The 20187-nt window shown below is 73.6% G+C and carries 15 protein-coding genes and 1 tRNA gene; 13 read left to right on the top strand and 3 right to left on the bottom strand.

Annotated elements, in window-relative coordinates; all coding sequences use genetic code 11:
• The first annotated feature begins 78 nt into the window (after positions 1-78).
• From FHG10_RS04945 to FHG10_RS04925, 5 genes are read left to right on the top strand one after another with little or no spacing between them, the layout of a single operon-like run.
• A complete protein-coding gene (locus FHG10_RS04945; protein ID WP_152352603.1) occupies positions 79-915 on the top strand; it encodes a carbohydrate ABC transporter permease in 837 nt (278 codons plus the stop codon).
• Positions 912-2384 carry a glycoside hydrolase family 3 N-terminal domain-containing protein gene (locus tag FHG10_RS04940; protein ID WP_152352216.1) on the top strand — a complete coding sequence of 491 codons (1473 nt, stop codon included), beginning with the start codon at positions 912-914 and terminating at the stop codon, positions 2382-2384. The genes FHG10_RS04945 and FHG10_RS04940 overlap by 4 nt, the downstream gene beginning before the upstream one ends.
• On the top strand, positions 2381-3784 hold the full coding sequence (locus FHG10_RS04935; RefSeq protein WP_227488038.1) for an anhydro-N-acetylmuramic acid kinase: 1404 nt from the start codon (positions 2381-2383) through the stop codon (positions 3782-3784). The genes FHG10_RS04940 and FHG10_RS04935 overlap by 4 nt, the downstream gene beginning before the upstream one ends.
• Positions 3781-4848 carry an N-acetylmuramic acid 6-phosphate etherase gene (locus tag FHG10_RS04930; protein WP_319803202.1) on the top strand — a complete coding sequence of 356 codons (1068 nt, stop codon included), beginning with the start codon at positions 3781-3783 and terminating at the stop codon, positions 4846-4848. The genes FHG10_RS04935 and FHG10_RS04930 overlap by 4 nt, the downstream gene beginning before the upstream one ends.
• A gap of 34 nt (positions 4849-4882) precedes the next feature.
• Positions 4883-5749, top strand: coding sequence for a MurR/RpiR family transcriptional regulator (locus FHG10_RS04925; protein WP_152352215.1), 867 nt, complete (start codon positions 4883-4885; stop codon positions 5747-5749).
• 367 nt (positions 5750-6116) lie between these two features.
• On the opposite strand, the gene FHG10_RS04920 is transcribed toward FHG10_RS04925, so the two are convergent.
• Entirely contained in the window at positions 6117-7103 is a 987-nt protein-coding gene (locus FHG10_RS04920; protein WP_152352214.1) for an aldo/keto reductase, read from the bottom strand.
• A gap of 307 nt (positions 7104-7410) precedes the next feature.
• Here FHG10_RS04920 and FHG10_RS04915 point away from each other — a divergent pair, with 307 nt between their 5' ends.
• The 6 genes from FHG10_RS04915 to FHG10_RS04890 all read left to right on the top strand — a co-directional run bounded on the left by FHG10_RS04915 (position 7411) and on the right by FHG10_RS04890 (position 17221).
• Positions 7411-9090 (top strand): ABC-F family ATP-binding cassette domain-containing protein, encoded by a 1680-nt coding sequence (locus FHG10_RS04915; RefSeq protein WP_152352213.1) that lies wholly within the window; start codon positions 7411-7413, stop codon positions 9088-9090.
• A 200-nt stretch (positions 9091-9290) separates the two neighbouring features.
• Positions 9291-10604, top strand: a complete 1314-nt coding sequence (locus FHG10_RS04910; protein WP_152352212.1) for a bifunctional o-acetylhomoserine/o-acetylserine sulfhydrylase — start codon at positions 9291-9293, stop codon at positions 10602-10604.
• A gap of 180 nt (positions 10605-10784) precedes the next feature.
• Positions 10785-11489 carry an HAD family hydrolase gene (locus tag FHG10_RS04905; protein WP_152352211.1) on the top strand — a complete coding sequence of 235 codons (705 nt, stop codon included), beginning with the start codon at positions 10785-10787 and terminating at the stop codon, positions 11487-11489.
• Positions 11486-12199, top strand: a complete 714-nt coding sequence (locus FHG10_RS04900) for an HAD family hydrolase (protein WP_152352210.1) — start codon at positions 11486-11488, stop codon at positions 12197-12199. The genes FHG10_RS04905 and FHG10_RS04900 overlap by 4 nt, the downstream gene beginning before the upstream one ends.
• Before the next feature lie 180 nt (positions 12200-12379).
• The gene (locus FHG10_RS04895; protein ID WP_152352209.1) at positions 12380-14371 is read left to right on the top strand and encodes a thioredoxin-like domain-containing protein; all 1992 of its coding nucleotides are present in this window, start codon (positions 12380-12382) and stop codon (positions 14369-14371) included.
• A 150-nt stretch (positions 14372-14521) separates the two neighbouring features.
• Complete coding sequence (locus FHG10_RS04890) at positions 14522-17221, top strand: pyrophosphatase (RefSeq protein WP_152352208.1); 2700 nt, start codon at positions 14522-14524, stop codon at positions 17219-17221.
• Between the two features lie 40 nt (positions 17222-17261).
• Here FHG10_RS04890 and FHG10_RS04885 read toward each other — a convergent pair whose 3' ends face one another.
• Positions 17262-17840: a TetR/AcrR family transcriptional regulator gene (locus FHG10_RS04885; protein WP_152352207.1), complete on the bottom strand. Its 579-nt coding sequence runs from the start codon at positions 17838-17840 to the stop codon at positions 17262-17264.
• Between the two features lie 100 nt (positions 17841-17940).
• Between FHG10_RS04885 and FHG10_RS04880 the strand changes: the two genes are divergently transcribed.
• Both FHG10_RS04880 and FHG10_RS04875 read left to right on the top strand, forming a co-directional pair.
• A complete protein-coding gene (locus tag FHG10_RS04880) occupies positions 17941-18375 on the top strand; it encodes a hypothetical protein (protein ID WP_152352206.1) in 435 nt (144 codons plus the stop codon).
• Positions 18376-18443: 68 nt separating this feature from the next.
• The gene (locus FHG10_RS04875) at positions 18444-19877 is read left to right on the top strand and encodes a sugar porter family MFS transporter (protein ID WP_152352205.1); all 1434 of its coding nucleotides are present in this window, start codon (positions 18444-18446) and stop codon (positions 19875-19877) included.
• A 120-nt stretch (positions 19878-19997) separates the two neighbouring features.
• On the opposite strand, the gene FHG10_RS04870 is transcribed toward FHG10_RS04875, so the two are convergent.
• A tRNA-Gly gene (locus FHG10_RS04870) sits at positions 19998-20071 on the bottom strand.
• Positions 20072-20187 lie beyond the last annotated feature (116 nt).

Genomic DNA, 20187 nt, shown 5'->3' with positions numbered 1-20187 from the left:
CCCTCCGCCCGCACCGCCCCCGCGGCCCCCGTCGGCCCCGCGCCGAGCGCCGCCGAGCGCACCGCGCAGCGCGCGGCGATCCGTCGCCGCAGCCCGCGCCGCATCGCGGCCGCCATCGGCAAGGTCGTCGGCATCGCGGCGGTGCTCATGTTCTCGCTGTTCCCCTTCTACTGGATGCTCTCCACGGCCGTGGACCCGAATCCGCTGGGGCGCGGCGCGAGCTGGCTGCCCACCGGGTTCACCCTGAAGAACTTCCGCTTCGTGCTGGTCAATGCCGGATTCCTGGACTACGTGAAGAACTCGGCGATCGTGGCGCTGGGCACCGTGCTGATCTCCGGGGCGATCGCGCTTCTGGCCGCCGTGGCGGTGGCCCGCTTCCGCTTCCGCCTGCGCACCCAGGTGCTGATCCTCGTGCTGCTCGTGCAGATGGTGCCGCTCGAGGCGCTCGTGATCCCCCTGTTCCTGCAGGCCCGCAACCTGCACCTGCTGAACTCGATGCTGGGCCTGATCATCGTCTACCTCGCGTTCTCCCTGCCCTTCGCGATCTGGAACCTGCGGGGCTTCGTCGCGGCAGTCCCGAAGGAGCTCGAGGAGGCCGCCTACGTGGACGGCGCGAACTGGCTGCGCATGTTCCGCTCGATCCTCTTCCCGCTGGTCGCCCCGGGCCTCGTCGCGACCAGCGTGTTCAGCTTCATCACCGCCTGGAACGAGTTCATCTTCGCGCTGACCTTCATGCAGGACAGCTCGAAGTACACCGTGGGCGTGGGGCTGCGCAGCTTCTTCACCCAGAACACGGCGAACTGGGGCGCCGTGATGGCCGCCTCGACGATCATCGCCCTGCCCGTGGTGATCTTCTTCGTCCTGGTCCAGCGCAACCTCGCGAGCGGCCTCACCCAGGGCGCGGTGAAGGGATGAGTGGGACGCCCGCCTGGGACCGCGACGTCCTCACCCTGCTGATGGCCCCGCTCGAGGGCACGACGCTCCCGGACTGGGCGGGCGAGGCACTCGACGCGGGCCTCGGCTCGATCATCCTGTTCGGGTACAACACGCCGGATCCCGAGACCGCGGCCGCGCTCGCCGCCTCGATCCACGAGCGCCGCGACGAGGTGCTCGTGGCGATCGACGAGGAGGGCGGGGACGTCTCCCGCCTGCAGGCCGCGACCGGTTCGTCCCTGCCCAGCGCCTGGGCCTTCGGGCAGATCGACGAGGTCGCGCTCACGACCCGTGCGGGCGAGGCCCTCGGCGAGCTCCTCGCCGCCTGCGACATGGACCTCGTGCTCTCCCCGGTGCTCGACGTCTCGACGGACCCGGCGAACCCCGTGATCGGCACCCGCTCGTACGGCGACGACCCCGACCGCGTCTCGCGCCACGGCCGGGCCATGGCCAGCGGCCTGCGCAGCGCCGGACTGGGCGTGACCGGCAAGCACTTCCCGGGGCACGGCGCGACCTCCGTCGACTCCCACACCGCCCTGCCCCGCATCGACCTCGCCGCGCGCGACGTGCGCCGCGAGCACCTCGCCCCCTTCCAGATCGCCCCGTGGCTCGATGCGGTGATGACCGCCCACATCCTCGTGCCCTCCCTGGGTGAGGGCCCCGCCTCGCTCTCACGCTGGTCGACGACGCTGCTCGACGAGGTCTCCGGGAACGGCTTCCACGGGCTCGTGATCACCGACGCCCTGGACATGGCCGCCGTCGCCGCCGATCCCGGATTCGGGGAGGCAGCCGTGCGCGCGCTCGAGGCGGGCGCGCACCTGCTGTGCCTGGGCACCTCGCTGCGCCGCGACGCCGCGCAGATGGTCCGCGAAGCGCACGACGCGATCCTCACCGCGCTCGAGAGCGGGCGTCTGGACCAGGAGGAGATCGGCCGACGGGCCGCGCAGACCCGCGCCGCCATCCGCTCGCTGCGGATCCGCCGCGGCGTCGAGCCGCGCCGGAGCATCCCGGAGACCCTGCGCGACCTCGACGAGATCGGGGCCGATGCCGCGCGCCGCGCGGTCACCGCCCGCCATGCCGCTCTCAGCGGGGGACCGGTGGTGGTCGCGGACGCCCGCGTGCGCGCCGACCACGCCTCCGGCTCCCGCAGCCCGCACCTGGTCACCGCCCTGCGGGAGCGCGGGGTGGACGTCACCGAGGCCCAGTGCCCCGGCGATCTCTCCGGTGCCGCCGAGGTCCTCGTGGTCACCCGGCTCCCGCGCTCCGACGCCGCGGAGTCCCAGCGCGTCGCCGAGGCGCTGCGCGAGCGGCCCGACGCGATCCTCGTCCACACCGGCGTCCCGGACGCCGCCCTCGAGCACCGGGGGAGCGTGAGCACCCTGGGCAGCTCGCTGACGATGATGCGCGCCGCCGTCGACCTGCTGCTGCGCGCCGGGCGGGAGCCGCGATGAGCGAGCCCGTCACGATGCGCGAGCCCAGCACGCTGAGCGAGCCCGTCACGATGCGCGTCCTGGGCATGATGTCCGGCACCTCGGCCGACGCGGTCGACACCGTCCTGGTGGACCTCGCGCGCCACCCGTCGGACCCCGACGTGCTCACGGCACGGCTGCTGGACGTCGACGAGCATCCCTGGCCGGGCCCGCTGCGCGAGGCGATCCTGGACGTGCTCCCGCCCGCGGTCAGCGACGTCGCCGCCTGGGACATGCTGCACGCGCAGATCGGCGCCCATCTCGGCGAGGTCGCCGCGCGGGTGCTCGGGCGCACGGGCGGCGCTGACGGAGCGGACCGCGCGGGCGCCGACCTCGTCGTCTCCCACGGCCAGACCCTGCACCACTGGGCCGCTGCGGACGGACGCGTGCAGGGCACCCTCCAGATCGGGGACGCCGCCCGCATCGCGGAGGCGACGGGGACGAGCGTCCTGCACGACCTGCGCAGCGCGGACGTCGCCCGCGGCGGTCAGGGCGCCCCCTTCGCCCCGGTCCTCGATGTGATGCTCGCGGGGGCGGAGGGCGGAGCCGTGCTCAACCTCGGCGGGATCGCGAACGTGACGCTCGTCGAGGCCGCCGGGTCGGGCGGCTCCTCCGAGGCCGACGGCACCTCCGGGACCGGGGGGACCGCCGGGACCACCGAGCCGACCGTGCGCGCCGGCGACGTCGGCCCTGCCAACGCCCTCCTCGACTCTGCCGTGCGCCGGGCGACGGGCGGGCGCATGCACTGCGACGAGGACGGCCGCCTCGCCGCCTCCGGCACGGTCGACCAGCGCGCGCTCGCCGAGCTGCTCGCGGACCCCTTCTTCGCGCTCCCGCTGCCGCGCTCGACGGGCCGCGAGCACTTCGACGCCGCGTACGTCGAACGCATGAGCCCCCGCGCCGCCCGGCTCGACCTGCCGGACCTGCTGGCCACGCTCACCGAGCTCACGGCCCGCACCGTCGCCGACATCGTGCACGACTCCGGCGCATCCGTCGTCTTCGCCTCCGGAGGCGGCATGCGCAACCCCGTGCTGCGCGCTCGCCTCGCCGCCCTCCTCGCCCCGGTCCCGCTGCGCCCGAGCGATGACCTGGGCGTCCCCTCCGATGCCAAGGAGGCGCTGCTGATGGCCGTCATCGGCTGGTTCTCCGTCCACGGCATCCCCGCCCTGCCCGTCGGCCCCGACGGAGGGCCCGTCACCGGCGCCCGCGGCGCCGCCGTGCTGGGCTCCCTCACCCCGCCGGTGCCCGTCACCGGCCTCGATCCGTGCCGCGCCGCCCCGCGCGGCACGTCCGATCCGTCCGACGCTCCCGCCGCGCGCCCGCGCCCCCGGCGCCTGCGGCTGCTCGGACCCGACCACCGCACCCCGGGAGGTGCCCGTTGACCGAGCAGACCGAGCCCGACGCCCCCACCGAGCCGGCCGCGCACGCAGAGCCGGCCGTCCCCACCGAGCCGGCCGCCCCCACCGAGCCGGCCGTCCGTGCTGAGCCCGCCGAGCGCTGGCAGGACCTCATCGCGCTCGCCTCGCCCACGGAGGAGCGGAACCCGCGCACGCACGAGCTCGACACCCTGGACGCCCCCGAGCTCGTCGACACGATCCTCGCGGAGGACGCCCGCGTGGCCGGCGCCGTGCAGGCCGTCTCCGCGCCCATCGCCCGCCTCGTCGACCTGTGCGTCGAGGCCATCGCCGCCGGCAGCACCGTGCACTACATGGGCGCGGGCACCTCGGGCCGCCTGGGCGTGCTCGACGCCGTCGAGCTCCTCCCCACCTACAGCGCGACCGAGCAGATGGTCACCGCGCACCTCGCGGGCGGCATCGCCGCGATGACCCGCGCCGTCGAGGGGGCGGAGGACGACGCCGACGCGGGCGCCGACCTGGTCGCCGAGCAGTGCGGCGAGGGAGACGTGGTGATCGGCCTGGCCGCGAGCGGTCGCACGCCGTTCGTGCGCGGATCCCTCGCCGCCGCCCGCGAGCGGGGCCTGTCCACGGGCCTGGTCGCGGCCAATCCGCAGGCGCCCCTCGCGCGCCTCGCGGACGTCGCGGTGCTCGTGGACGTCGGCCCCGAGGCGGTCACCGGCTCGACCCGCATGAAGGCCGCGACCGCCCAGAAGCTCGTGCTCAACGCCCTGTCGACGGCGACGATGGTGCGGCTCGGCACCACCTTCCAGAACCTCATGATCGACGTGCGGCCGACGAACGCGAAGCTCGTCGCGCGCACCGTGCGGATGCTCGTCCAGGCCACCGGCGAGTCGCCCGAGCGGGCCGCCGGGGTGCTGGAGGAGGCGGGCGGCCGCGTGCGCGTCGCCCTGGTGGCGCTCCTCGCGCATGCGGATGTCACGGATGCGGAGGTCGCCGCAGTACGCTTCGGGAAGGATCCCGGGAGACGGGGCGACCCGGCGGGCATCCGCAGCGCGGTCGCGAGCCTCACGACGAAGGAGTCACCATGAGCCTGCAGCCGGACAGTCCGTCCACGGACCGGCGATGAGCACGCCGCCGCTCCTGCTGAGGCTGCGCAGCCTGCGCGGCGACCTCAAGCCGGCCCTCGCCCGCATCGCCGATCTCATCCTCTCCGATCCGGCGGGCGTCGCCTCGATGACCATCGGCGACCTCGCCCGGGAGGCCGACTGCTCGGAGGCGAGCGTCGTGCGCTTCGCGCGCCAGCTCGGCTTCCGCGGCTACCGTGACCTGCGCTTCCGCCTCCATGAGGAGGCCGTCGCCGCGGCGACCGCCGGGGAGGACCACAGCAGCGACGGCGACATCGACCCCTCGGACGACATCGCCACGATGACCGGGAAGATCGCGGCGGCGGACTCCCGCGCGGTGCACGACACCGTGCGCGGACTGGACCTCGAGGCGCTCACCCGGGTGGCCGACGCCGTCGCCCCCGCGCGCCGCATCGTCCTCTTCGGCGTCGGCGCCTCGGGGCTCGCGGCCACGGACGAGCAGCAGAAGCTCGCCCGGCTCGGCCTGCCGGCCGTCGTGCACACCGAGGCCCACAACGGTCTGCCCGCGGTCGCCCTGCTCGACTCGGACGACGTGCTCATCGCCTTCTCCCACTCGGGCCGCACCGCGGAGCTGCTGGACGCGACGCGCATCGCCCGCGAGGCGGGCGTCCGGGTGGTCGCCGTCACCGGCGCCGCGGGCTCCCCGCTCGCGAAGGCGGCCGACGACGTCCTGCTCACCGCCGCCGTCGAGTCTGAGCTGCGCTCGGGGGCGACCGCCTCCAGGATCGCCCAGCTCACGGTCGTGGACTGCATCTTCGTCGCCGTCGCGACGCGCGTGCCGGACCTGGGCCGCGAGGCCCTGCGCCGCACCCGCGCCGCCGTCGACGACCGCCGCGTGCACTGACCCGGTCCCGGCCTGCACCGTCCGCCGACCCGCTGCACGCGGCACGCGGCACGCGGCGCAGCACGCGGCCCCACCGGTCGGCGGCCCCGCCGATCGGTCCGGTTGCGAGCCTCCCGGCCCCCGGATGATCGGCCCGCCGACCCCCGCGCTTGCCGAACTCCCGTCCCGCGAGGCCAAGGGCGGCGGTCATGGAACGGCGTATGCGCGACATCCGTGCCGTATGAGACACGGATGTCGCGCATAGGCCGACGGAAGACAGCGAACCCGCTCAGGACAGGGGGTCTGCACGGCAAAGGAACCCGCTGAGGATCGGGGACCGCACGGGACCGGGCACAGGTCCGTCACCGAGGTGCCGGCGCCGCGCCGCTCACAGCCCGACCATGCGCATCCCGTTCTCGTCGTAGCGGTCGCCGGCGACGCCCACGTGCGCGGCCAGGGCGTCGAGCGCGGCGACGTCGTCGGCCGAGAGCCGCACCTGCGTCGAGCCCGCGTTCTCGACGACCCGCTCGCGGCGGCGCGTGCCCGGGATCGGGACGATCGACGGGGACTGCGCCAGCAGCCAGGCCAACGCGATCTGGGCGGGGGAGGCGTCGCGCTCGTCGGCCAGCCGGGTGACGTGGTCCAGGAGCGCCTGGTTGCGACGCAGGTTCTCGGCCTCGAAGCGCGGGACGCGAGCGCGGATCTCGCCGTCGCCGAAGTCCTGGTCCGCGGTGACGGTGCCGGTGAAGAATCCCTTGCCGAGCGGGCTGAACGGCACGAAGCCGATGCCGAGCTCGTGGCAGGCGGGCAGCACCTCCGGCTCGGGGTCGCGGGTCCACAGGGAGTACTCGCTCTGCACGGCGGTCACGGGCTGGACCGCGTGGGCGCGGCGGATGGTCTCGGCGCCGGCCTCGGAGAGGCCGAAGTGGGCGACCTTCCCCTCGGCGATCAGCTCGCCGACGGTCCCCGCGACCTCCTCGATCGGCACGTCCGGGTCGACGCGGTGCTGGTAGAAGAGGTCGAGCCGCTCGATGCCGAGCCGCTCCAGGGACTCCTCGGCGACCTTCCGGATCTGCTGCGGACGCGAATCGGTGCCCTGCATCGTCCCGTCCACGATGTTCCAGCCGAACTTCGTGGCGACCACGACCTGGTCGCGGATCGGGGCGATGGCCTCTCCCACCAGGCGCTCGTTGTCGTACGGCCCGTAGACCTCGGCGGTGTCGATGAAGGTGACCCCGTGCTCGACGGCGAACCGCAGCACGCCGATCATGTCCTCGCGGCTGCCGGGGTTCGGGCCGTAGGACTGCGACATGCCCATCGCCCCCAGTCCGATCGCGGAGACCTCGAGTCCCTGTCCCAGTGTCCTGGTGTGCATCTGATCCTCCTCGTGGATGAGCGGGTGCGGCGGGCGCCGGCCACGTGGGCGCCGACGCCGTCCGCGATATCCATGCTCCGCCCGTCGGCCGGCTCCTGGCAGTCCCTGGCAGTACCCCCGCGGCGCCCCACTCCCGGTCCCCGCCCACACACCCGGTCCCCGCCCCCACGCCCGGTCCCCGCCCTCACGCCCGGCCTCCGCGCGCGGAAAATCCCTGTCGCCGCCGCCCGCCCCGGGCTAGCGTGATCGCCATGAGCATCTGATCGGCATCCCCGTCCGCGTCCCGACGACACCCCGGAGCCGATCCATGACCTCATCCACCCCGCGCACCGCCGCCACTGACACCGCCACCGATTCCGCCTTCGCGGTCCCCCGTGCCGATTCCGCCCTCCACCTGCGGGCCGACGGGATCTCCCACCGCTACGGCGCCCGCCGGGTGCTCACCGACATCTCGCTCACCGTCCCTGTCGGCACGCCCACCGGGCTGCTCGGGGAGAACGGATCGGGCAAGTCCACGCTGCTGCGGATCCTCGCGAGCGAGGAGGAGCCGGAATCCGGCGAGGTGCAGGCGCCCGGCCCCGTCGGCCTGCTGCGCCAGGAGCTCCCGCACGATCCGACCGCGACGACGCTCGCCGAGGTCGTCGAGGAGGCGCTCACCCATGCGCGCCGGCTCGAGGAGTCGCTCACCGAGGCGGGCGCTGAGCTCGCGGTCGACGACTCGCCGCGTGCTGCGGCCCGCTACGACGCCCTGCTCGCCCGCGCGACGCTGGCCGACGTCTGGAACGCCGAGACGCGCGCCGCCGAGGTCCTCGCGGGACTCGGCCTGGCCGACGTCCCGTCGGACCGGCTGCTCGCCGAGATCTCCGGCGGACAGCGCGGGCGCCTCGCCCTGGCGCATCTGCTCATCACGCGGCCGACGACCCTGCTGCTCGACGAGCCGACGAACCATCTCGACGACGCGGGCGCCGACTTCCTCGCGCGCCTGCTCGCCGAGCACCCGGGCCCGGTGCTCGTGGCCAGCCATGATCGCGCCTTCCTCGACCAGGCCACGGGCGCCCAGCTCGACCTCGATCCCTCGCCGACGCCGCTGGGGGAGGAGGTCGGCGGCCTCACGGCGTACACCGGCACCTTCACCGACTACCTGCATGCGCGCCTCGACGCGCGCGAGCGCTGGGAGAAGCAGTTCCGCGACGAGCAGGAGGAGCTGGACCGGCTGCGGGAGACCGTGGCGTCCAGCCACAGCGTCGGCCACGAGGGTCGCGGTCCGCGCACCGAGGCCCGCGCGTCGAAGAAGTTCTACGCGGACCGCAACGCCGCCGTCGTCTCGCGGCGGGTGCGCGACGCCGAGCGGCGCCTCGCCGAGCTCGAGGAGAACCAGATCCGCAAGCCCCCGGCAGAGCTGCACTTCACCGGCTTGCCGGACGCGGCGAGGCGCCGTGCCGCCGGCGAGGTGCTCGTCTCGGTCGCCGGAGCCGGGCTCGGAAGCCGTCTGCCCGCGACGTCGCTGAGCGTCTCGGCGGGGGAGAAGCTGCTGATCACCGGGCCCAACGGCTCGGGAAAGTCGACGCTGCTGTCCCTGCTCGCAGGGCTCCTCGCACCCGATCGGGGAACGGTCTCGGTGACCCGGGACCGCGCTCTGCTCGCCCAGGACGAGGAGATCGACGAGCGCACGAGCGTGCGCCGGATGCTCGGCGGCACCCCGGAGGGCGACAGCGTCCCGGACCTCATGGGGCTCGTCCATCCGCGCGATCTGGACCGGCCGCTCGGCGAGCTGTCCCGGGGCCAGCAGCGCCGCGCGGCGCTCGCCTCCCTGCTCGCGAACCCGCCCGCGCTCCTGCTGCTCGACGAGCCGACGAACCACCTGAGCCTCGACCTCGCCACCCGCCTCGAGCGCGCCATCGGGCAGTGGGAGGGCACCGTGGTCATCGCCTCCCACGACCGCTGGCTGCGTAGGCGCTGGACGGGGCGGACGCTCGAGCTGGGGTGAGGCGGGGGCATCGCGTGAGGCGGGGGCATCGCGTGCGCTGGAGGCGTCGCGCACCACGAGGCGGATGCCCGGGTCGATGTCGTGGAGCACCTGGCGGCACTTCCCGCACGGGGCCATCACCCGCCCGTCGCCGCGTCACACCCGTTCACGTTCGCGCGCGAGCCTTGCGCTCGGACAGGGCGCTCGCCGACGGTGTCCCCATGCCCGACAACGACACCGCCCCCGCCCCGCACTTCGAGACCCTCGCGATCCACGCCGGTCAGGCGCCCGACTCCGATACCGGCGCCCGCGCCCTGCCGATCTACCAGACCACGAGCTTCGTGTTCCCGAGCGCGCAGTCGGCCGCCGACCGCTTCGGCCTGGCCGAGCTCGGGCCGATCTACACGCGTCTGACGAACCCCACGCAGGAGGCCGTCGAGAACCGCATCGCCGCGCTCGAGGGCGGCGTCGCCGCGCTCCTCGTCGCCTCGGGGCAGAGCGCGATCACGCTGTCGATCCTCAACGTCGCGCAGGCCGGCGACAGCATCGTCGCCTCCCCGAGCCTCTACGGCGGCGCCTACTCGCTGCTCAAGCACACCCTCAGCAAGCTGGGCATCGAGACGGTCTTCGTCGAGGACCCCGACGACCTCGACTCCTGGCGGGCGGCGGTCCGCCCGAACACCAAGGCGTTCTTCGCCGAGTCCGTCCCGAACCCGCGCCAGGACATCCTGGACATCGAGAACGTCTCCGCGATCGCGCACGAGGCGGGCGTCCCGCTCATCGTCGACAACACCATCGCGACCCCATACCTGCTGCGGCCGCTCGAGCACGGGGCCGACGTGGTCGTGCACTCGGCGACCAAGTTCCTGGGCGGCCACGGCACCGCGATCGCCGGCGTGATCGTGGACGGCGGGGGCTTCGACTTCTCGACCGATTCCGAGAAGTTCCCGCTGCTGAACGAGCCCGATCCCGCCTACCACGGGCTCGTCTACTCCTCGCTCGCACCCGACCTGCCCCCGTATGCGATCCGCGCCCGGGTGGCTCTGCTGCGCGACCTGGGGCCCGCAGTCTCGCCCCACAACGCCTTCCTCATCGCGCAGGGGCTGGAGACCCTCCCGCTGCGCCTCGAGCGGCACGTCGAGAACGCCCGGAAGGTCGCGGACCACCTCAAGGCCCGGCCCGGCGTCGTCTCCGTCGCCTACGCGGGCCTGCCCGACTCGCCCTACTACGACCGTGCGCAGAAGTACCTCCCGAAGGGCGCCGGCTCCGTGCTGGGCTTCGTGCTCGAGGGCGGGCGCGAGGCGGGCGTGGCCTTCGTCGACGCCCTCGAGCTGCACTCGCACGTGGCGAACATCGGCGATGTGCGCAGCCTCGTCATCCACCCGGCCTCGACCACCCACTCGCAGCTCACGGTGGAGGAGCAGCGCGCCGCGGGCGTGGAGCCCGGCTTCGTGCGGCTCTCGGTGGGCCTCGAGCACATCGACGACATCCTCGCCGACCTCGAGAAGGGCTTCGCGGCGGTCGCCGAGCTCTGAGACGGAGGCGGGCCGGTCGCCTCCGTCCGGCCCGCCCCGCCCACTCCTGACGGCCAGGTGAACGGGGCCCGGAACAACGCGTGAACATCCGGTTCTCTGCCTGGTCACGACCTGCTCCCACGGCCCGCGGACGCCGGGTTCGCATCGTCCGTGCGGGCAGGGACGTGAGAGCCTTGAGGGGTGAGTCCCACCCCCTCCGCTCCTGACACCGGCCCGCTGGCGACCTGGCCGCCGCGCTGGAGCCCGCGCGCCGTCGTCTTCGACTGCGACGGGCTGCTCGTGGACACCGAGTCCGAATGGCTCGCGACCCAGGCCCGCTACCTCGCCGCGCACCACGCGACGATCGACGAGGAGACGCGCAGGTCGCTCACGGGTCGCAGCATCGAGACCGTCGTGCGCGCGCTCTCGGCCCGCACCGGCCAGGACCCCTATGCAGCGGCCGACGAGCTCATGGTCCTGCACCGCGAGGCGCTCACCGATGCCGTCGCCGTCCTGCCCGGCGCCGTAGAGACCGTGCGCGCGGTCGCCGCGCGTGTGCCGGTGGCGATCGCCTCGAACTCCCCGCGCGACCTCCTGGACGACGCCCTCGAGGGCCTGGGGATCGCGGACGTCGTCCTCACCGCCGTGAGCGTCGACGACGTCGCCGAGGGAAAGCCCGCGCCCGACATCTACGTCGAGGCCGCCCGGCGGCTGGGCGCCGGCGTCGCCGACACCCTCGCCTTCGAGGACTCCGAGACCGGAGCGACGGCCGCCCGTGCGGCCGGGCTGCCCCTCATCGCCGTCCCCTCGATCCCCGGGCAGCGACCCGTCGCCGACCGCACCCTGGCGAGCCTCGAGGACACCGCCCTGCATGCCTGGATCCGCACCTGGGAGAGAGCCCGATGACCACCCCTGCCCCGACGCCCACCCCTTCGGCCGCCGCCACCGGCCTCGACCGCTTCCGCGAGGCCTTCGGCGACTGGACGCCGCGTGCCGTCGTCTTCGACTGCGACGGGATGCTCCTGGACACCGAGACCGCGTGGAGCCACCGCACCCAGCCCGCGATCCTCGCCCGCTACGGCGTGGACCCGGCGGCCGCCGAGGGCGCCCTGCCGCTGGGCCTCACGGTCGAGGACGCCTCCCGCGTGATCGCCGACCTCGCGGACGCCCCCTACGAGGAGGTCCTCGCCGCCACCCGCGAGCGCTTCAGCGCCGACGTCGCCGGCGACCTGGACGTGCTGCCGGGCGTCCACGAGGTCCTCGCGGCCACGAGCGCGCGGGTGCCGATCGCGTGCGCCTCGAACTCCTGGCACGAGATGCTCGAGGACAAGCTGGGCCGCGCCGGTCTGCGCGACTACTTCCGGGTGCTCGAGTCGGCCGACACCGTGGAGCGCGGCAAGCCGTTCCCCGACATGTACGAGGCGGGAGCGCGCGCGCTCGGCGCCCAGCCCGCCCAGGCCCTCGCCTTCGAGGACTCCCACACGGGCGCTCAGGCCGCGCGCTCGGCGGGCCTGCGCCTGATCACGATCCCGCAGGACGGCGAGGCCCCGCCCGCCGACCTCTCCCTGCGCACCCTCGCCGACCCCGGCCTGCTGAGCTGGATCGAGAGCTGGTGAGCCGGTCCGTCGGCCTCGACAGCTCTGCCGGCCCGTCGACCTCGCCGGCTCTGCCGGCCCGTCGACCCCGTCGTCACACTCCGACGTACGCCCAGGTCGGCGCGCTCAGGGTGTGACCGACCCGTCGGCATGGCGAGCTTGACTGGCACGCGCGCCGCGGCTCGGTGTTGACTTGCCCCCATGACTTCATCAGGCGAAGCGACCGACGGACCTGCCAGCAGTGACGGATCTGCGTCCGCAGCGCCAGCGGGCGGCCCCCCGTCCGGCCCCGTCGGGGGCGCCGCGCGCGACGTCCGCGTGCACGGCAGCGCGCTGCGCGGCCGCGGCTGGCTGAACACCGGCGGCGTCGAGCTGGACCTCGAGGATCTGCGCGGCAAGGTCGTCGTCCTGGACTTCTGGGCCTTCTGCTGCGTGAACTGCCTGCACGTCCTCGACGAGCTGCGGCCGATCGAGGAGAAGTGGGCCGACGAGCTCGTCGTCGTCGGCGTGCACTCCCCGAAGTTCGAGTTCGAGAAGGACGCCGACGCCCTCGCCGCGAACATCGAGCGCTACGAGATCACCCACCCTGTGCTCGACGACCCCGAGCTCAGCACCTGGAGCGAGTACGGGGCGCGCGCCTGGCCCACCCTCACCGTGCTGGACACCCACGGCCGCATCGCCGCGAACCTCTCCGGTGAGGGCCATGCGGACACCATCGACGCGCTCGCCGCGCAGCTCGTGACCGAGGGCGAGGCCGATGGCTCCCTGCGCCGCGGCCCCGCGCCGACGGTCATCGCCGACCGCGTCCCCCAGACCCTGCGCTACCCCTCGAAGGTCTCCACCCTCGATGACGGCCGCCTCATCGTCTCCGATGCCGGCCAGCACCGCCTCGTGGTCTTCGAGCCCGACGGCTCGACGGTCTCCGAGGTCATCGGGGAGGGCCGACGGGGCCGCGCCGACGGCGACGCGCCCGACGCCCTCTTCGCCGAGCCCAACGGCGTGCTCGTCCTCCCGACGGAGGTCGCGGACGAGGCCGGCTACGAGGTCCTGGTCGCCGACAGCGCCAACCATCTGCTGCGCTCGGTGGAGCTCGGCCGCAGCCGCCTGCTGCGCTCGCGCACCACGAGCATCGTGGGCACCGTCGCGGGCGGCGGCGCGCAGTGGATGCAGGGACAGGCCCTGCCCACGGGGGAGGGCGACCCGCTCGGCTTCGCGCTCTCCACCCCGTGGGACATCACCTGGTCCCACGCCCTGGACCGCGCCGTGATCACCATGGCCGGCATCCACCAGATCTGGACGTTCGACCCGCGCACAGGCTCGCTCGCCGTGCTCGCGGGCACCACCCAGGAGGGCCTCGTCGACGGCGCCCTGGTGTCCTCCTGGTGGGCGCAGCCCTCCGGGATCGACGAGATGGACGACGGGACCCTCGCGATCGCCGACTCCGAGTCCTCCGCGATCCGCCTGCTGGACCCGCAGACCCTCACCGTGCGCACCGTCGTGGGCAAGGGCCTGTTCGACTTCGGGCACGTCGACGGCCCCGCGGACCACGCCCGCCTGCAGCACCCGCTGGGTGTGACCGCGCTGCCCGACGGCCGCCTCGCCGTCTGCGATACCTACAACGGCGCGATCCGCCTCATCGACCTCACGGGCGACGAGGGCAGGGGCACCGTGGTGACCGTCGCGACCGATCTCGCCGAGCCCTCGGGCGCGGTGATCGGCGCGCCGATCGACGGCATCGGCCAGCTCATCGTCGTCGAGTCCGGCGCCCACCGCCTCACCTGGGTGCCCGTGGCGCGCGCCGCCGAGCGCGTCCTGGACGAGGGCGCGCAGCGCACCTCGCGCCCGGTCACCGAGGTGGGTCCCGGCGCCCTCACGGTGCGCGTGCTGTTCACCCCGCCGCCCGGCCACAAGCTCGACGACTCGCTGGGTCCCTCGACCCAGGTGTCGATCTCGACGACGCCCACCTCGATGCTCACCTCCGGCTCGGGCACCTCGACCGCTCTCGAGCGGACGGTGGTGCTGGACCCGGCGTACTCGGACGGCGTGCTGCACGTGAACGCGCGCGCCGCCTCGTGCGACGCGGATCCGTCGGTCGAGTTCCCGGCCTGCCACATGCACCAGCAGGACTGGGGCGTCCCGATCCGCGTCGTCGCCGGCGCCCCGGACGTCCTGGACCTCTCGCTGCTGGGCTGATGGACTGACCCGGTCCGGCCCACGCCGGCCGGAGCCGGCGCGACCCGGCCCGACACGGCCCAGCCCCTCCCCAGCCTCCCCAGGCACGATCCGTCAGGCATGATCCGACGGGCCCGCCCGCCGGGCCCGTCCCACCAGGCAGGAGACCCCGTGGAGTTCATCACCGATTTCGCTCTCGGAGAGGACAGCGCCGTCCTGCTCGTCGTGCTCGGCGTCCTCGCCGTCGCCGCGATCGTGCTCGGCGCGATCATCCCGCCGCGGCTCGCCCATCATGGTGCGGCCGTGGCCCGCCGCCGCGCGGAGTCCCGCGCGAGCGGGAAGGGGTCGGCTCGCGCGTCCGACGCAGCGAGCACGGAGAGCGCCGAGGACCTCGAGGTGCACGAGGACGAGGAGGGCATCGCCCCGGCCGACGAGGACGACCCGGACCTGCTCACCGAGGAGGACTCGGACACCGGCGACCCCGCGGTCGACCGGAACCTGGGGCGCCGACTGGGCTCGCTCGTCACCACGGCGACCGTCGTCGCCGGCTGGGTGGGAGTGCCCGCGGGACTCCTGCTGCTGCTCGTCCCCGGCTCGTCCGATGTGCGCATCCTGCGCATCGGCTTCTTCCTCATCGGCCTGATGGCCGGTGCGCTCGCCGCCTGGCGCGCGAGCGGGATGATGATGAGCGCCTTCGGGATCGCGCCGAGCGACCGTCCGCGCGCGATCTCCCGCTTCGGCGGGCTGTTCGTCGCGACGGCCCTGGGCATCGGCGCACTCCCCGTCGTGCTGTCCGTGTACTTCATGCGCGAGGCCGCGGCCTCGCCGATCATCGCCTACGCCGCGGGCGCCGCGCTCTACGCGCTCGCCCTGCATGCGATCGCCTCCCTCGCCCACGGCACGGGGCACGCCGCGACGATGCTCGTCGGCTCCGACGAGAACGAGATCCACGCCGAGGACGAGACCAACCCGGGAGGACCCCACCTGCGCCTCGCGCAGCTGCTGCGCCGCGGTCCCGCCCGCGCGGCCACGCTGGTCGCCCTCACGGCGGCCCTCGCGGCCGCCGGCATCCGCGTCTCCGTGCCGGTCTTCGCCACGCACGGCCTGGGCATCACGATCCTCGCCCTCACGGTCGCCGTCGCGGTCGCGCTCGTCGTGGCCCTGTTCCCGCACACCGGTCGCGAGGGCCGCGAGCGCACGGCCCTGCGCGCCGGGCAGCTCGTGCCCGCGCTGCTGGGCGTCGGCGGGATGATCGCGGGCGTCGCCCTCTGGCTGCCCTCGAGCTACCAGAACCTGCGCTTCACCGCCGTGGGGATGGGCAGCTTCACCGACAAGGCGCTCACGGGCTCCGACTCCCCGGTGCCGCGCAGCGACCTGCAGAGCCAGATCACCTCGGCGATCTCCGACATGTCGCAGTGGATCACCGCGACCGACGAATCGCACTACGCGAACACGTTCCTGGACACCCTCACCCTCTACGGCACCCACCCCAACGCGCTCGCCGCGCTGGGCCTGGCCCTCGGCGCCGTGATCACGCTGCTCGCCCAGCTACTCGCCGCGCGCGTGCTGAACCCGCACGAGGCGGCCTCGCTGCGCGCCGCCCGCAGCAGCCGCACCGGCGGGGCCCTCGGCGCGATCACCGTGCTGGGCACCGCGGCCCTTGCGGCCGCGGGCGTCCTCGCGCTCGGCGCGCTCGTGCTGGCCGTGCTCGTGGTGCTCGCCGAAGGGGTCCCGGCCCTGGCGCTCTCGCTCGTGGCCTTCGCGGGCCTGGGCGGACTCGTGGTGATCGCCGCGAGCGCCGCCCTGCACACCTCCGGCGCCTTCGCGGACCGTCCCGGCACGGCCGAGCCGTGGCGCGATGCGAGCCGCACCGGCGGCGCCGAGACCGCCGTCGGCGTCCAGCTGGTCGCGGCCCTCGCGGCGCTGCCCTTCCTCGCCACGATCGTCGCCGCGGTCGCCGGCTCCTCGCGCGCGAAGAGCGTCTGGGAGGACCGCGCCCTGCACGCGATGACCCCGGACTCGGTCGCGGTGCTCGGCGGGATCGCCCTGGGCGTGGTGACGATCGCCCTGATCGCCTCGTCGCTGCTGCACGGTCTGCGGCGCCTGGGCGTCGTCGCCGTCGTCGAGACCCGTGCCGCCATCCTCGACGGCCGCGACACCATGGACTTCGACGACCTCCCGCTCACCTCGCGCCGCGCCGCCCTCGCGCCGGTCGCGATCGCCGCGCTGATGCCGGTGGTCGCGGGCTTCGGCCTGGGCCCGTCGGCCCTCCCGGCCTTCGTCGGGACCCTGGTGCTCGCGGCGCTCGCGACCGCCGTGGCCTCGACGCTCGCCGCGGGCCTGGGAACCTCCTCGGTGCGCGTCATCGAGAGCGGCCGCTACGGCGGGCCGGGCTCGTGGGGCCACTCGGGCGCGCTCGGCACCACGGTGCTCATGGGCGGCCTGCGCAACGCCCTGGGCACCTTCATCTCGATGGCGGCGCTCGTCGGCTCCCTGATCGGCGTGCTCTCGGTGGCCTCGATGATCAACGCGATGATCGACGGCACGAACGAGTTCCTGCGCTGGGGCGTGGCGCTCGTGGCGCTGCTCGCGCTCGGCGCCTGCTGGCTCTACGAGATCACCGCCCCGCAGACGGACCTCGAGGACGACTTCGGGGAGGCCTCCAAGCCGCTCTTCTCCCGGGCCGACGAGGAGGACGAGGCCGCAGGCTCGACGAACCCCCTGCTCATGGACTGGGCGGACGAGGACGAGGAGACCGACGCGTCCGACGGGCCCGATGCGTCCGAGGGGGCCGCGCGAGCGGGCGCCGCGGCGGCCTCGGGCTCCTCCCGTCGGAAGAAGAAGGGACGCGGCGCGAAGAAGAAGCGCTGAGCTCGGTGCCCTGCCCGCGGTGACGCGGCCCGAGCCCGTCTCAGACGCTCGCGCCGAGCGCCCTCTGGATGAAGCGGACGAGCGCGGTCTCGTCGGTCCCCGGCGGCAGGGTGCGGCCGATGAGCATCGCGTTGATGATGCGCAGGCTCGCGTCCACGTCGAGGTCGCCGCTGAAGTCGCCGGTGGCGACGCCGTCGTCCAGGATCGAGTGGAGGACCTTCTCGATCAGCACGACGTGCTCGCGCATCTTCTGCGCGATGTCCGGGTCGAGGTTCACGCGCCCGCGCGTGCTCGGGACGTGGAAGGACGTGCTCAGGCCCAGCTGCGTGCGCACGTACAGCTCGATCGCCTCGATGGGGGTGGATGCGCCCTCGATGCCCTCGCGGAGCTGGTCGAGGTAGTCGCTGGTCTCGTGCATCGTGTACTCGACCAGGAGCGTGTCCTTGTCGGGGAAGTGGTTGTACATCGCGGTGCGCCCGACACCGGCGACGGTCGCGATGCGCGAGAACGTGATGTCCTCGAAGGGCTCGGTCTCCATGAGCTCGCCGAGCGCGGAGAAGATCTTCTCGCGCGTCCGCTCGCGATGCTCCTCCAGGGAGCCTCCGATGATCTTGGGCATGGACATATTCTTGCACCGTGTCAGCTCGATCCCCGGGCGATCCGCCATCGGGTGTCGATCGACCCAGCCATCTCGCGGCCCGCGCCACTAGACTCGCGGCGTGATCGACGTGGACATCGCCCGACGACTGCGGGACCTCGGCCTCCCCTGGGAGCCTGCCGAGGGCGACCGCTTCACCATCGACGTACCCGACCTGCGCGAGCAGACCTTCATGCTCTCCTCGATGGTCGTCGAGCCCGGTCGGGGCCGACGGGGCGAGCCCCTCTTCACCTTCAACGGCACCACCGAGTGGGCCCTCGACTCCATCGAGGAGGACGAGGCGGTCTGGATCCCGCGCGAGGACCAGCTGCGCGAGGCGCTCGGCGACCACTTCGCCCAGCTGCGCTGCGAGCGCTCCGCCTCCGGCGCCGTGGTGCACGTGGTGACGCTGTCCGGACCGGAGGAGACGCGCGAGATCCGCGCCCAGAAGGTCGAGGACGCCTACGCGGGTGCCCTGCTCGTCCAGCTCGAGGAGCGCGCCCACGGCATGTCCTGACAAAAGCTTCCTTCTGAGGTACTGTCGATCCGTCTCGAAGGACGACGGCGTTGTCGGAAGGACGGAACATGTCGGGTCATGAATCCCGGAGCGACCTCACCTCGGGCAAGCTCCCCGGTCGCATGCGGACGATCGCGACCATCGCGACGTTCGGCGGCCTGCTCTTCGGGTACGACACCGGTGTCATCAACGGTGCCCTGCCGTCGATCCGCAGCGACCTGCAGCTGACCAGCCTCACCGAGGGGGTCGTGGCCTCGATCCTGCCCTTCGGCGCCGCGTGGGGAGCGGTGTTCGGCGGCCGGATCGCGGACCGCTTCGGCAGACGCCCCTCGATCGTCGGCCTCGCCGTGGTCTTCGCGCTCGCGACCATCGGGTGCTCCCTCGCGCCGAGCGTGGCCGTCCTCGCGCTCTTCCGCTTCGTCCTCGGCCTCGCTGTCGGCGGCGCGTCGGCCATCGTCCCCGTCTTCCTGGCAGAGATGGCGCCGACCCATCTGCGGGGGCGCGTCGTCGCGCAGAACGAGTTCATGATCGTCACGGGGCAGGCCCTCGCCTTCATGATGAACGCCCTGCTGGCGACGCTCTTGCCGGAGACCGGGCACGTCTGGCGCTACATGCTGGCGCTCGCGACCTTCCCGGCCATCGCGCTGTGGATCGGCATGCATGCGGTGCCGGAGTCGCCCCGGTGGCTCGCGCGCGCGGGGCTCTACGGCCGCGTCCAGGAGGTCCTGAGGGACATCCGCGGGGACGCCTTTAGCTCCGACGAGCTGAGCGAGGTGCGCGAGCTCGCGAGGGAGGACTACCAGGCCGCCTCGGGGACGCTGCGCGACATCCTCGTCAGTCCGTGGATGCGCAGGATCCTGGGCATCGGCCTCGGGATGGCGGTGATCAACCAGATCTCCGGCATCAACGCGATCCAGTACTACGGGGTCAGCGTCCTCGAGAGCGCCGGTTTCGGCGGCAACGGCGCCTTCTACGCGAACATCATCCCCGGTCTGGTGGGCGTCGGCGCGGTGGGGCTCGCGATGGTGCTCCTGCGCACCGCGCGCCGCAAGCGGATGCTCCTGACCGGGCTCGGCGGCACGATCTGCTCCCTCACATGCTTCGCCCTCGCCTTCCAGCTGATCCCCGAGGGCAGTCCCGCGCGCCCCGTCGCGATCCTCGCGTGCATCGTGGTCTTCGTGGGCTTCATGCAGTGCTGCATCGGCACGGTCACCTGGCTCTACCTCTCGGAGATCTTCCCGCTGCGCGTGCGCGGCGCCGGGATGGGCCTGTGCACCTGGGTGCTGTGGATGTTCACGTTCCTGGTGGGCCTCACCTTCCCGGTGCTCGCCGACGCGATCGGCGCCGGTGCCACCGTGCTGATCTTCGTCGCCCTGCAGGTGGTCGCGTTCATCTGGGTGTGGCGGGTGGCCCCCGAGACCAAGGACCGCACGCTCGAGGACATCGAGCAGGACTTCCGGCGGAGGTACGAGGAGCACCGCGAGTCGGCGACGGCGTCCTGACGCGCGGCCGCGGGATCGCCCGTGCGGTGCCCCCTCCTGCGGCGGGTGCCTCGGCCGGAGCGGCTGACGACCACCACGACGAAGGCCCCGGTGATCACTCACCGGGGCCTTCTCATCGCGTGGAGCGGGTGACGGGAATCGAACCCGCGCTGTCAGCTTGGGAAGCTGAAGTTCTACCATTGAACTACACCCGCGCATCCTCCTCGACCTGCGGGAACATGCCCGTCGGCGAGTCGAACGGGATCCAGCATAGCGTGCGATCGGCGCCGGCGCGAAACCGTCCGCAGACGCTGCCGTGCACGTCACGCTC

Origin of the sequence: Brachybacterium subflavum (genome assembly GCF_009299795.1) — a bacterium.
In the GTDB taxonomy this organism is placed as follows: Bacteria; Actinomycetota; Actinomycetes; order Actinomycetales; family Dermabacteraceae; genus Brachybacterium; species Brachybacterium subflavum.
This window is presented reverse-complemented; position numbering and strand designations above follow the sequence as displayed.

Bases quoted from the DNA above. Each gene is read 5' to 3' on its own strand.
- FHG10_RS04940 (WP_152352216.1), top strand. From the start codon at position 912: ATGAGTGGGACGCCCGCCTGGGACCGCGACGTCCTCACCCTGCTGATG.
- FHG10_RS04935 (WP_227488038.1), top strand. From the start codon at position 2,381: ATGAGCGAGCCCGTCACGATGCGCGAGCCCAGCACGCTGAGCGAGCCC.
- FHG10_RS04925 (WP_152352215.1), top strand. From the start codon at position 4,883: ATGAGCACGCCGCCGCTCCTGCTGAGGCTGCGCAGCCTGCGCGGCGAC.
- FHG10_RS04920 (WP_152352214.1), bottom strand. From the start codon at position 7,103: ATGCACACCAGGACACTGGGACAGGGACTCGAGGTCTCCGCGATCGGA.
- FHG10_RS04915 (WP_152352213.1), top strand. From the start codon at position 7,411: ATGACCTCATCCACCCCGCGCACCGCCGCCACTGACACCGCCACCGAT.
- FHG10_RS04910 (WP_152352212.1), top strand. From the start codon at position 9,291: ATGCCCGACAACGACACCGCCCCCGCCCCGCACTTCGAGACCCTCGCG.
- FHG10_RS04900 (WP_152352210.1), top strand. From the start codon at position 11,486: ATGACCACCCCTGCCCCGACGCCCACCCCTTCGGCCGCCGCCACCGGC.
- FHG10_RS04895 (WP_152352209.1), top strand. From the start codon at position 12,380: ATGACTTCATCAGGCGAAGCGACCGACGGACCTGCCAGCAGTGACGGA.
- FHG10_RS04885 (WP_152352207.1), bottom strand. From the start codon at position 17,840: ATGCCCAAGATCATCGGAGGCTCCCTGGAGGAGCATCGCGAGCGGACG.
- FHG10_RS04875 (WP_152352205.1), top strand. From the start codon at position 18,444: ATGTCGGGTCATGAATCCCGGAGCGACCTCACCTCGGGCAAGCTCCCC.